Raw genomic sequence first — 13,040 nt, forward strand, 5'->3', positions numbered from 1 at the left:
TGAGACAAAAAAATGGGCACTAAAGTGCCCAAATAAATACATCACAGAGAGAAGCGATGATGCCAATCGCCAGGGATCAGGTCATCGGCACATCTCCCGTGCCGAATTAAGTTATGCTGCCACGGTGCCGGATTTGTTCTCCGTATCACCAGTCACAGAGTGGTGTCCGAAGCGTTCTTCAGCAATACGGTCGGCCACATGCGCTGTGGTCTCGCCAGTCTCGTCTGCACGCACAAACACTTCTTTCATGGTGCTGCCGATTTCTTCGATATGGGCCTTCACCTCTGCGGCGTCGTAGTCACCTTTTTGCTGGTAGTAAACATCAATAATGCCACCGGCGTTGATCACATAGTCTGGCGCATACAGAATGCCTTTCTCGCGCAGAGCCGCTGCATGGCGCTCCTCGGCCAGCTGGTTATTGGCTGCACCGGCCACAGCACCCACCTTCAGGCGGGAAATGGTGTCATCATTGAGGATGGCACCCATAGCGCAGGGAGCAAACAGATCCACATCCAGATCAAAGATCTCATCTGCGGTCACGGCAATAGCACCCAGCTCAGTTACCGCACGGTCGATATTGTCCTGGAAGATATCGGTCACAAACAGTTCTGCACCGGCGTCTTTCAGTAGTTTACCCAGGCGGAAGCCCACGTTGCCCACCCCCTGAACAGAGACCTTCAGACCCGTAAGGTCGGTTTTGCCCCAGCGGTGTTCGACAGCAGCCTTAAGGCCGACAAACACTCCATATGCAGTGGAGGGAGAGGGGTCACCGCCGAATTCAGAACCCGCGAACAGACCGGACACATACTCGGTGGTCTCGCCAATTACGCTCATGTCGGCAACACTGGTGCCGGAATCCTCTGCGGTAATATAGCGGCCGCCCAGGGTATTGATGAACTCACCCATGGCGCGCAGCAGCTCGGGAGTCTTCTCCTTACGCGGATCGCCAATAATGACGGATTTGCCGCCACCCAGCTTCAAGCCAGCCATAGCAGACTTGTAGGTCATGCCTCGTGAAAGACGCAGAACATCATTCAGAGCCTCGCCGTCATCGGCGTATGGCCACATGCGGCAACCACCCAGGGAGGGACCTAAATTCGTATTGTGTACCGCGATAATTGCTTTGAGACCACTCTTAGCATCTTGGTAAAACGCCACTTGTTCGTGCTTATCGTAGGCGGAATGGGAAAAAATACTCATTAACTGTTCCTCTCCGGAAGGCCGGTTCTACAGCTGGGGAACAACCACAGCCCTTATCTGTTTTTATTTAGGGGTAAGATTATATCTAGCTTCGGCAGATAAAGTTTGCATATTTTGCACAGAACAGCGCTGTAATAGCTAAATCCTCACACGAATTATTTTTTTTTAGGACAGCGGCCCCTGCGGAAATATACTGGGCCATACAGTCATCGATCTTGACTGCCCCTTCAACCCGGCATCTTTGCGCTTAATCAAACGGATATGATTTCTCCTTCTTTAGCCCCCTGTTACCCGCTTCATTCTGGTCTGGTAGAATCCGCGCCTAAATCGACCCCCGAGAGATCAACTCGATGCTGAATGCCGACGCTCTGAAACAACTTTCACAACTGAAAACAGATATTCGCTCCAGTAAGGAGTTTGCCGAGGGCCGGGTTCGCGGCAGCAACGGCAAATTTGGCTTTGTGGAGCTAGAAGATGGACGCGAGGCTTTTTTACCTCCCAATGAGATGGAACGGGTTTTCCCAGGTGATCGTGTCCGCGTCAGCCTCACGGAAGAGAAAAAAGGCAAGCTCAGCGCTGAGCTGGATACCCTGATCGAAAGCCAACTCGACTATCTGGTTGGGCAATATGTCCAACGAGGCCAGGGGCATTTTATCCAGCCCAGCCAGAACGGCTTGTCGCGCTGGATTTTCCTGCCTCCCAAGGCCCGCGGTAAAGCACAGCCGGGAGAGTTTATCGCCTGTAAAATCAATCGACACCCGTTCAAAGATGGCCGCGCCCAGGCAAAAGTGGAAACGGTCATTGGCAAGCCCGATATCCCCGGTATTGAGCATGCTTATGTAGTAGCGCAATTCAAATTGCCTGAGCAGTTTGGCCAGCCTGCGCAGGCCCAGGCGCAAGAAATCAGCGCTCAACTCGACGAAGTGATCTCCGAGCGCCAGGATCTGTCTGAACTGGGCTTTGCCACAATCGATGCGGAAAGTACCCGCGATATGGACGACGCCCTCGCCGTCACCACTCGCAACGAAGGCTGGACCCTACATATCGCCATCGCCGACCCCTCCAGTGTGATAGAAACCGGCAGCCCCCTGGACAAAGAAGCGTTCGAGCGCGCTCACAGCCAATACCTGCCCGGTGAAACCCTACCCATGCTGCCGCGTAATCTGTGTGAAAACCTGTTCTCGCTGGTACCCGGAGAACTGCGCCCGGCCCTGGTGGTTCATATTGATATCAACAGTGATGGCAGCCTGGGCGAGAGCCGCTATGAATTTGCTGCGATTCGCTCCCAGCACAAGCTGAGCTACATCCAAGTGAGCCAGTTCATTGAGGGCGACGAATCCGCCGTACCGGAAGAGCAAAAACAGAGCCTGCACAACCTGGCTGCCGTTTTTGAAGCTCGCTCTGCCTATCGTGCAAATCACTCCCTGGCGATGGAAGACCGCCCCGATTACGAGATTCACCTCGACGACAAGCGCAAGATCGCTCGTATCGAAAAGCAGGAGCGCAATATTGCACAGCGCATGGTGGAAGAAGCCATGCTCGCCACAAATATCAGCATTGGCGGCAAACTGGCTGAGCTGCAACAGGGCTGCTTCTCGGTACACCTGGGTTTTCGCGAGGAGCGCATGGGTGAGGTACGCAGCCTACTCAAAGAGTTACTACCGGAGCATGCAGGGCAAGACCTCGGCGAATTGCCACATTACCTAGCCCTGGTTAAGTATCTGGAAAGTCATGGCGATGCACAGATGCAAAACCTGTTGTCGATTCTGAAGCGCATGCTGCGCCCCGGCCAACTCGACAACAAAGCGGGAGCGCACCTAGGTCTGGGCCTTGAAGCCTACGCCACTGCGACCTCCCCCATTCGCAAATACAACGACCTGCATAACCACCGGGTACTGCGTGCCGCCCAACAAGACGGCCCTGCTACGGCGCTTAGTGACGAGCAGATCGAAGCCCTGCAGGACAGCCTGACCCGCGGCCGCCAGGCCAATCGTGCGCTCGAGCAATGGCTTTATGCCCAATTTATGCAGGACAAGGTTGGACAGGCGTTCAGCGGCAAGATCACCCTGGTCAATGGCGCCGGTCTCGGTGTGCGCCTGGACGAATTTGGTATTGATGGATTTGTTCGCCTAAATGGGGATAAAAAGAATCTGCCGAATTTTGACGGCAAGCACCTTACCCTTACCTACAACGAACAGAGCTACCAGCTGGAACAAACTATCAGCGTTAAAGTTTCCTCTGTAGATGTCGATAAACGCCGCATCTCCCTGGAGCTCTTACCTGAAACTTCAGCAAACGAAATGGCTATAGAGAATTAAGCCAAGCAGAACCCCAAAGAGCCCGGCACCCGCCGGGCTCTTTACTGTTATGCCCTAGCTGCGCCAATTTAAACGCAGAGCATAAAACCAACCCATAACAATGCCCGAGGCCACCAATGAGCAATATTGCTGAGCTGAACCCTAAACCGCTATGGCAACACTTCGCCAAACTCTGTGAAATTCCCCGCCCATCCAAGCATGAAGACCGCGTTGTCGAACACATTGTGGAATTTGCCAAGAATCGCGGCTTAGAAGTTCAGCTCGACGAAATTGGCAATGTCATTCTCAAGAAGCCGGCTACCCCCGGCATGGAAAACCGCCAGACACTGGCACTGCAAAGCCATGTGGATATGGTGCCGCAGAAAAATGCCGATACTGATCACGATTTTCTGACGGACCCCATCAAACCCTATATCGATGGTGAGTGGGTAACCGCAGAAGGCACCACCCTGGGGGCCGATAACGGCATCGGTGTAGCTGCCATCCTCGCCCTGATGGAATCTACAGATATCCCGCACCCAGCCCTGGAAGCACTGCTGACTATTGATGAAGAAGCGGGTATGACCGGAGCGAAAAATCTTAAGCCAGGTTATTTCGAAGCAGACCTGCTGTTAAATCTCGATACCGAAGATGAGGGGGAACTCTACATCGGCTGTGCCGGTGGAGTGGACGTTAATGCAGCCTTACCCTACACCGCCGAGCCTCTGATGGCTGATGCTCAGGCTTTCAAACTCACTGTACGCGGTCTACGCGGTGGGCACTCCGGCCTGGACATTGACAAAGGTCGCGGTAACGCCAATAAAATTGCCAATCGTGTTATTGATACCGCTCAGCGAAGCATTCCCCAATTGCGCATTGCCAGCCTCGATGGTGGCAGCTTGCGCAATGCCATCCCTCGGGAATCTTTCAGCACTCTGGTTGTACCGAATAACGCACAGAAACAATTACAGGAAATTGTTGAGCAAGAGAGCGCGCAAATTGCACGCGAATTCGACAATGAAGCATCGCTGGAGATTTGCTTGGAAGCAGCTGAAGCACCGAGCAGCGTTATGGATGAAGCGAGCCAGCTGAAATTAATCCGTGCTATTCGCGCCTGCCCCAACGGTGTAGAACGCATGAGCACCGCACTGGATGGCATTGCCGATACATCCAACAACTTGGCTCGTGTGGTAACTGTTGAAGAAAACGGCCAACATCAAGTAAAGATGCAATGCCTGGTGCGCAGCCTCTCCGACAGCGCCCGAGACCACCATGGACTCGACGTAGCCGCCATATTCGAGCTAACCGGTGCAAAAACCAAACTGGGCAATGCCTATCCCGGCTGGACGCCAAACCCTACATCACCACTACTTGCCATGATGCGGGAAGTGTACAAGGAAATGACTGGGGAACATGCAGAAGTAAAAGTCATCCACGCCGGCCTGGAATGCGGTCTTTTAGCCAAGCCATACCCCAACTGGGACATGGTCTCATTCGGCCCCACTATCCGACGCGCCCACTCACCCGAAGAGCGAGTGCATATCCAGAGTGTGACTAACTTCTGGGATTATTTTATTAAAGTTGTGCAGGCCATTCCTGCCCGTAGCTAGCTGAACGATCAACCTATAGAGCTATCTTTAACAGTATCATCCTTTTTTATTGCCTGCCCACTACAAATCATCTGAGTGGGCAGGCGACCCCCAACAAGTAAAAATCAAGTCAGCAGTCTTCTTTCTCAATCTGATTTACTTTTTTGCCCCATCAATTAATAAAATATTTTTCATTTCCCAAAGAGTGCTCAGCGCCTTTATAAAAATTCTTACTCTAGAAACCACTATGGAACTTCCCTTGAATACCTTAGGTCAATAGAATCGCTTTAACACAACATGGAAGAACTACGAAAAGTGTGATTTTTGCCAGTATTCTTTTCCCTTCCTTCGCATTCGCCTCTGCAAATCTGAATAACCACTTTAGCTTTGGTGTAGGCACACAATATGGAGGCCTTTTAGGTATCAAGTACTCAAACACCTATGGGGCCGACACTTTTTATATCGGAGGAGGGCTGGCCGACAACCTTGATGAAGAGTATGGAATAACCCTTGGATGGGAAAGAAGCTTGAACCCGAAACACTCCCTCGGCTTACTTATAAGAACAAAAGAGCTAGATTGGGAACATTATATTTATGAAAATTCAAATCTTCTCAGCGCATCGCCGAACAATAAGTCATTATCTGAATTCAAATATAAAGGACGTTATGAAAGCTTTATCGCAGGATCTTACACTTACTTCGTCAATAGATATGACGAGGCCAGCCTCTTAGGTGGTATCAGTTTGGGAAAATCCTACCTAAAAACTAATAAAGATGGCTCATTCAGAGATGGGACCGAGCTAAAACTACATTTCGGCTATCAATTCTAAACATTCACAGGGAACGATATTAATGAAAACTATCAGTCTAGCAATTTGCTCTCTTATGTTAACGGGCTGTGGGACTTTCACCACCCTCTCCAGCACAGACCGTGAAATTTCTGCAAATTTAAAACGGCAAAAATCCAACTGTGAATCCATCCCGAGAGTCTACAGCGGTCTTTCCTACAATATATGTAAAATGCATTCAGACAGTGAATCAATAAATGTCGACTTACTTCTCGGCGTGTATCTCGTAGACAGCCTCTTTTCCACCGCAACTGACACAATAGTGCTTCCATTTACCATGATTGAGCAGAGGAAGAACGGAAATATTTCAGTCTCCAGCAGTCAGTATTAGCAATGGTATTTAAGTAAAAACAGAGAATAAAAGCCGCTGGCAGTCCCATGAAGTATCAATAGCTGCCAGCCTCTTATAAATCAACAACATTTCCTATGACAGTTGAAAAATCCTATTGACCTCGACAACACAATGAGCTTAATAAGGTTAACTACTTCCCCCCGCTGAGGGATGCTGAGAAATCCAATGTTTGGCAATATCTGACCTTCTACAAATCCAAACTTTTTCATGATTTTGGATATAGTCAATAAATTGGAGTAAAGCCATCGCACGAGCGGGGTGGCCACTGATTCGGCCATGTAAACCAACCGTTAACATTTTCGCCTGACTCTCCCCTTCTAGCCAGAGAAGATCAAAAGCATCTTTTAAAATTTGAAAAAAATCTTCTGCCGAAGCGCAGCCATTTGGGAAAAGATATCGAACATCATTATTCACAAGACTATAGGGAATGATTAGCCTAGGCTTTGGGGTGTAACTCCAGTATGGCAAGTCATCACTGTAGGAGTCAGAACTATAGAGGACTTGGGAAACTTCCCCTAGAAGTTTGCGGGTATTAGCACTAGTGCGACCGATATACCAACCAACTTCTCTCTCTCCAGTTAGTCTTTCAATGCATTTATGGGTTGCTCGTATATGCTCTCGCTCAACGGCTTCATCAATATGGCGATAATCTAACCAGCGATATCCATGCCCTGCTATTTCATGACCTGCGGCTACCAATGCCTGTGCCACACTTGGGTTTAATTCCAGTGCCAACCCACAGGCGAAGGCCGTTAGTGGGAGTTTGTTCGAGTTGAAGATATTGAGGATACGCCACACGCCAGCCCGGCTACCATACTCATACATACTCTCAACACTGAGGTCTCTTTCCCCTAAACGCGGCTCCCTACCGAAGAGTTCATGTAAGTAAGCTTCCGATTGATCATCCCCGTTTAAAACACAAGATTCAGCGCCCTCCTCTATATTCAGTACAAATTGAACGGCTATTCTGGCCCCATTCGGCCATTTTGGATCCGGAGGCTGCCCTGCATAGCCTTCTAAGTCACGCACAATCATCAACCCAGCTCAAAGGTTGTTACACCGAAAATACGCTCATGAGCAATATCGGGCTTAGAGCCTAGGTACATACGCGCACAACCAAATACCTCTTTCATATTATATTTTTTAACTAAAGCTATGGCTTCTTGATTATTTTCCGGCACGTCCAAAAATACAGCCCCTCTTGAAGAAAACTTTGTCAATTCAATTAATAGCGCTTCAGCCAACTGACCGTTATTGGCAAATAAAGGGCCCACTTTACAACCTTCACCACAGCGGCGAATTACCCCATAACCTTTCAACGTTCCCGATTGCAATACTCCCAAAGCCTGAGCCCCTTCTTGATTCAGCCAAGTACGCAAGAATTTTTCCCTTCCTGCAGGAAAGCAGGTCATGTCATATTGAAGAAGCTGATCGAAAGGAATCTCTGCAAGAGGTAATATTTCAAAATTTCCACTACCATTTGAAGCCACTTTTAAAGGCACGGCCATACTAAAACGCAAGTTGCGATGAGAGAATTTAAAGCCGCCTTCCCCATAGAAACCCTGCATCTGGAATGCAGCATCCAGCCCCACTGAAGCTCCTGGGCTTAACCTTTCAAGCATTCGTTGACGACGGAAATACCAAAGTTTACGACCAAGCCCCAATCCTCTGTACTCTGGCTTCACAATAAAGAAGCCCATAAAGCCATATATTCCCTCATACGAGGTAATAGCACCACCGCCTATCATTTTGTCCTGAACCAGTGCAGCGATAAATGCTTTAGAGTCCGTTTGCCAAAAAGTTTCAGCATCATGCAATCCTGGATTCCAGCCCTCTTGAGCTGCCCAATTTACCAAAACATCGACTTCAGGGCGCTGCATATTACGTATAGTCATCGTATCTTTCATATCCCCCCCTATTTATAAAGAGACTGAGATCAACTTCATTTATAATCTAGTTAAATGTGACTTTTTAAATCCGGTTAACTCTTTGGTGCAAGAAATTTAAAGGGAGTTGCCGGCTTAAGCTGCGAAGATATTTCACCACCAATATCACTCGGGGTATCCAGCTTCATAGATAAAACCTTCGCCCCACTTTTAAAATCTAAATTACTAAAATCCAACCAAACCACCGAAGGATTAATCACGGTGTCAAAGTAATATCGCATTCTCTTTTGATCTATCACTGAACGCCACAGGGTCGAGGCAATATTAGGTTTCCCTGGATCACTCATCCCCAGTGGCACACTCACAGCGCGTATTTGTGAGAAGACTGAGGCAACTGCCTTTCGATGATCTTTAAAATTTGGTGATGACTCAAGGGCAAAGCTAGCACGGACAAAACGATCTGCTGCAGTTATGGTACCTGGCAGAAAATTCTCACCACCAATCTGGCTCCAATAAGTATTAATCGCCAGTTGTTGGCTATATATCGGAGAGTTGGTCATGACCTTATATTGTTTGCCATGATGGACCTGTAGTGCTCCATTGATATACTCGAATATCGCAGAATCCCCACTGGGATCGGAGATTGAAATATGCGCAGTAGCGGGCTTACCATCAGGCAAATCAGCTCCTATCACAGTAAATGGATCTGCCTCCATCGCTGTAACCACTTCTTCAACAGTTGCATAATTGTCCAGCATATATTGAAGCCAGGCTCCCACTGAAATGGTCGGTTTTCCGCGCTTTTGAGGGTTCCCATACTCAGCCTCGGCCAGATAAAGTAGATTCCCCGCCAAGCCCGCCTCATTAAGGCCATCAGAAGTTGCCGCCTCATAAATACTTATTACTACCGAACCGTACTTCGAAGTCCAAGTTATCGACTGTTGACCGACACCTCCATTTCTCTGCATCCCTTTTGGGAACAACCAAAAGTCCATTGCGGCTGTGGTATCACTCCAGTCCATACTTCTCCCTGTAATATAAGAACCATCACCAGCCTCATAAAAAATTCTAGTGCAGGCACTGGCATTGCTTTGGCTCAACCCAACAAACAAGATCAGAGCTGCACCAAGTAAACCGCGAACAAATTTATTGTCCATCATCTTTTCCCTGATATACATGCCATTAATTTCCTTTTAAATTTTTAAAACCACACCGATCAACCACTAATCAACCCTATTTCAATAACGATCAAGTCATCTTTAATGGCCAAGTCTAGCTTTAGCTGCTAGCAATAAACGACAACATGTGGAAAGAGACGAAAACGATTTAACTGAATATTTCCATCTAACCCTGATCTCATAAAAAGACGCTTAAACATTCATTATGAAGATCGTCCACAAGCCTTAAAGCGATCCTGAATCTCACTATCTGATAACGTGAACAACAACCGTTTGATACATCTAATTAGAATCCCTTGTATTTAGGCACGATAGGAGTATTTCTGTCATATAATTCTACGTTGTGATTTAATCAAATTCTGACTGCAGTATTATTCAGTACAATAAAGCTAGTTAATATCAAGCCCTTCTATCAACATTCAATCAGCAAAGACGGGATTTTATGAACACTATAGGAAGATTAGTTATTCTTGTTCGTGACTACGAAGAAGCTATTAATTTTTACCGCGACAAACTTGGTTTCGAAGTTTTTATTGATTCAGAGGCTCCGCCATTAAGATTCGTTCACCTTCGCCTACCCGAACAGAAAGACATGGGCATTTGGCTCTTACAAGCCTCCTCCAATAGTCAATTGGATCAGGTTGGCAGGCAGACGGCGGGTCAACCCTGTGCAGTTATTTATACAGAGGATTTTGATAATGAATATAAGCGTCTAATAAATAATGGAGTAAAATTTACTAAGCCTAGGACCTCAGATTCCAACGCCGAGTTTGCCCATTTTGAAGACCTGTATGGCAATGAGTTTATACTTGTCCAGCTACAAACAGAAGTGGTTGATTAAACTGCTTTTTCTACCAAACTTGCCACTGCTAGCACCCAACTATGGTGGCAGGGGTTCAATTTAAATCTCTCCGAACTCACTATCTGCGCCTCATTCATTCGTTAGTATAGAAGCCATACTATTACAAAACTTACTGTTTACTTCTCTTTCTCTATCACATATAAATCGGGCAAGACTCGCTCTACATGTACCAAGTCCCATACTTTTATACCTCTTGATCTAACCCGAGCTAATTACAGGTCAAATTTTCAGCATCGGAGTGTGCATAACCAGTCCAAAACTGGTGCGCCAAAGAATAAAAGGAAGTTTGTTTCTTAACATAATAAACACTCAAAACATATTGGGCCCTTCAGGCCACTGAACTACGGGCACTAACTCAAAGAATGAAGCAGCCCAAGGCTCAACGCTATCATTTGGAAGTACCATGAAAAGAAACTTGATAATGCTGGTACCAGGACTTACCCGTGTCACCAGTACTGCACAATTGTCTGAGTTTACAGAGGGGCTTATTGCCGCGAGTGAACGTATACCACTCACCCCCATAGCGGCGCCCACTATTCCCCCGGGCGTTCAGCGTTTACGAGCTACCTCCGCAGGGCAGGAAATGGAACTAGACCTGGTTGAAGCTTATTGGAACGACCTGGTACCCAGTATTACCCAACAGACATTAAAAACTCGCCTCGCCAGGGGCTTTTCACTTATCTGGTTCTGGCTCGCTAATTTACATATTTGGAAAGGAGTACTGCGGCGCAAATACCTCACCTTTGGGCTAACTCTGTCAGCACTAGCCTTTATAGTTTGGTACCTGGGTACCATTATACTATTTGTTGAAGCTATTGAACCTGCCGCTGATAATCCATTCTTCTCTCTGGTAGAGGAATTGAAAAGATCTGTTGAATATATTGGTGGCTGGCGTATTTGGGCAGTGGCAACAGCGATTGTCGCTCTCATGCCCGTATCTCTACTGGTTGATATCTCAGATTTTTGTAAGCGCTATCTAACCAATGAGCCCGCGGCCAGAGGTAAACCCGCTGTGCGCTTTGAGATTATCAGACGTGTGCGCGAGCAACTGCAAAGCAGCCTAGCCTTAGAAAACTATGAATCAGTTACAATAGTCGGGCATAGCTTTGGTAGCGTAGTTACTGTGGATCTCTTTGCAGACCTTCCTTCCTTTGGCACGCCAGTGCGAATTCTAACCATGGGCTCATTAATCGAAGTTCTGGGTAAACAGGCCCCATGGCTACAAAACGAAGTTCTAGAGTTATCCCAGCGCGATGATCTGATTGAATGGATTGATATCAAATCCCACTCCGACTGGTTTGCCAGCGGCTCAGCCGTACCTGAAGCTCATAATTGCTATGAGAGGGTAATCCGTTCTTATGGCACTTTTCCAGATAAAATCGCGGCTAAAGTACATTCCCGCTATTTCGACAATCAGGAAGCAGTCAGATTTCTATTGTCATATTTTGAACGGCAGGACTCAGCTAAAGTTTGTACAAATGAAGAAGCCTTAGAACCAGCTTAATGAAAGTTGAGCGATAGCAGCCATCCAACTATCGCTTAGTTGAAGCAACAGTCAGAATACCCGTAAACGTCAACAGCAAGGAGAGTACAGATGTTGTCCACCCCACCCAAGGTAGCATCCGCTCTGTTATACATAGTTCTAGCTCTAGCCATCAGCAGTTGCTCCCAGCTAGCTCCAAGATATGATGCGGAACTCTATTCAGGTCTCACTGAGGTGAATGCAGAACTGATGCAGTTCTTTTCCTCAGTTTCTCATGGTACAGATAAAGACTCCTATGCTAAAAGAGACCAAAACTACCATGCATTAATTGGCCAGATTGACGCCTTGGCGATGCAATCCAACACCCGGCCAATGCCCAATAAAGATACACTCAAGAAAATCAACAACTATTTGAGTTCTACAGGAGCAGATATCCTTTTCAATGAGCAGCCACCCAGTGTCAATTCACTAAAAAAAATCTCTAGCAGCCTTAATCGAATGCGCAAAGAAGACGAAGACAAGGGGCTTCGCTCTACCATTGTGGCGCTTTTCAAGAATGAAGTTGTAATTTCTATGGACCAGGCTTTAACTTACGAATCCTTCTTAAACCGCTGAGGACTTTGCCATGTCACTGGACGTAACCCAATTGATCTCAGATATTAAAGATGCAGCCTCTACCGTTATTGAGCATAACATCACAGAAATCCGTGGCTTCTCAGAGCGCCAGTTATCCGCTCTAGCCCTTCAGGCAAAATTGATTGCCAAAGCCATCGCGGAAAACGAAATCGGTGAGGACTTGAGAGATTACTTTCTTGATTCTATCGAGGATATGGCTTTGAATTTTGCCAGAACCCTCCGCGGCCTTCTCGCTGTAACCATAGAAAAAATCTGGAATGCCGTCGTGGGAGTAATTTGGACCGCATTGGAAGCCTGCACAGGTATTTCATTAAAAATTGCTTCCTGAGCATTCAGTAATTATATAGCCCCACAAATGTCACGGACTGACTGTGGGGAATGCCATGATGTAATTGTTTTTATATTTCAAGCAGTTTTACGGAAATAGCATTCTTCATTACCGCCACACTGCCCCTCTAAATCAGCTTCAGATTCCGCGAACAATTCAAGTAGCCATCCGGGAAATACCGAAGTAATCCTTTGCTAAAGATAAGTCAATCCATTTACTTCTTCCTCTTCAAGGTTAATATCGATAAGCGCCCAGCGGCTTAAAGACACATTACCAAACAGAGAATAATAATTGGCCTTGCTGAAATATGGGGTTAAGGTTGGACTACTGGCGTGGTGTGACCGGCTCAGATAAATCTGGCCAGCAGCCCTGCCCCCTACT

Annotated in this window: 12 protein-coding genes; 8 read left to right on the forward strand and 4 right to left on the reverse strand. The window is 47.3% G+C overall.

The genetic code is table 11. From position 1 onward, the window contains the following. Positions 1–111 precede the first annotated feature (111 nt). The gene (locus ACJJJA_RS16065) at positions 112–1,200 is read right to left on the reverse strand and encodes a Glu/Leu/Phe/Val dehydrogenase dimerization domain-containing protein (protein WP_444886761.1); all 1,089 of its coding nucleotides are present in this window, start codon (positions 1,198–1,200) and stop codon (positions 112–114) included. A gap of 350 nt (positions 1,201–1,550) precedes the next feature. Here ACJJJA_RS16065 and ACJJJA_RS16070 point away from each other — a divergent pair, with 350 nt between their 5' ends. The 4 genes from ACJJJA_RS16070 to ACJJJA_RS16085 all read left to right on the forward strand — a co-directional run bounded on the left by ACJJJA_RS16070 (position 1,551) and on the right by ACJJJA_RS16085 (position 6,265). After that, positions 1,551–3,518: a VacB/RNase II family 3'-5' exoribonuclease gene (locus ACJJJA_RS16070; RefSeq protein WP_444902747.1), complete on the forward strand. Its 1,968-nt coding sequence runs from the start codon at positions 1,551–1,553 to the stop codon at positions 3,516–3,518. Positions 3,519–3,634: 116 nt separating this feature from the next. Then, complete coding sequence (locus ACJJJA_RS16075) at positions 3,635–5,107, forward strand: aminoacyl-histidine dipeptidase (RefSeq protein ID WP_444902748.1); 1,473 nt, start codon at positions 3,635–3,637, stop codon at positions 5,105–5,107. Positions 5,108–5,403: 296 nt separating this feature from the next. Then, entirely contained in the window at positions 5,404–5,916 is a 513-nt protein-coding gene (locus ACJJJA_RS16080; protein WP_444902749.1) for a hypothetical protein, read from the forward strand. A 55-nt stretch (positions 5,917–5,971) separates the two neighbouring features. Then, the gene (locus ACJJJA_RS16085; RefSeq protein WP_353505491.1) at positions 5,972–6,265 is read left to right on the forward strand and encodes a YceK/YidQ family lipoprotein; all 294 of its coding nucleotides are present in this window, start codon (positions 5,972–5,974) and stop codon (positions 6,263–6,265) included. A 147-nt stretch (positions 6,266–6,412) separates the two neighbouring features. Here the strand turns inward: ACJJJA_RS16085 and ACJJJA_RS16090 are convergent, their stop codons facing one another. The 3 genes from ACJJJA_RS16090 to ACJJJA_RS16100 all read right to left on the reverse strand — a co-directional run bounded on the left by ACJJJA_RS16090 (position 6,413) and on the right by ACJJJA_RS16100 (position 9,350). Further along, a complete protein-coding gene (locus ACJJJA_RS16090) occupies positions 6,413–7,315 on the reverse strand; it encodes a polysaccharide deacetylase family protein (protein ID WP_444886764.1) in 903 nt (300 codons plus the stop codon). Between the two features lie 5 nt (positions 7,316–7,320). After that, positions 7,321–8,193, reverse strand: a complete 873-nt coding sequence (locus ACJJJA_RS16095) for a GNAT family N-acetyltransferase (protein WP_444900273.1) — start codon at positions 8,191–8,193, stop codon at positions 7,321–7,323. A 74-nt stretch (positions 8,194–8,267) separates the two neighbouring features. Beyond that, positions 8,268–9,350, reverse strand: a complete 1,083-nt coding sequence (locus tag ACJJJA_RS16100) for a bile salt hydrolase (RefSeq protein ID WP_444902750.1) — start codon at positions 9,348–9,350, stop codon at positions 8,268–8,270. 442 nt (positions 9,351–9,792) lie between these two features. On the opposite strand from ACJJJA_RS16100, the gene ACJJJA_RS16105 reads away from it, so the two are divergent. From ACJJJA_RS16105 to ACJJJA_RS16120, 4 genes are all read left to right on the forward strand, one after another. Next, positions 9,793–10,191, forward strand: a complete 399-nt coding sequence (locus ACJJJA_RS16105) for a VOC family protein (RefSeq protein WP_444900271.1) — start codon at positions 9,793–9,795, stop codon at positions 10,189–10,191. Positions 10,192–10,615: 424 nt separating this feature from the next. Continuing rightward, complete coding sequence (locus ACJJJA_RS16110) at positions 10,616–11,716, forward strand: alpha/beta hydrolase family protein (protein WP_444902751.1); 1,101 nt, start codon at positions 10,616–10,618, stop codon at positions 11,714–11,716. A 90-nt stretch (positions 11,717–11,806) separates the two neighbouring features. Next, a complete protein-coding gene (locus ACJJJA_RS16115) occupies positions 11,807–12,310 on the forward strand; it encodes a hypothetical protein (RefSeq protein WP_444902752.1) in 504 nt (167 codons plus the stop codon). 10 nt (positions 12,311–12,320) lie between these two features. Continuing rightward, positions 12,321–12,659, forward strand: coding sequence for a hypothetical protein (locus ACJJJA_RS16120; protein ID WP_444902753.1), 339 nt, complete (start codon positions 12,321–12,323; stop codon positions 12,657–12,659). Positions 12,660–13,040 lie beyond the last annotated feature (381 nt).

This window comes from Microbulbifer mixtoriginis (SeqCode) (assembly GCF_052466865.1).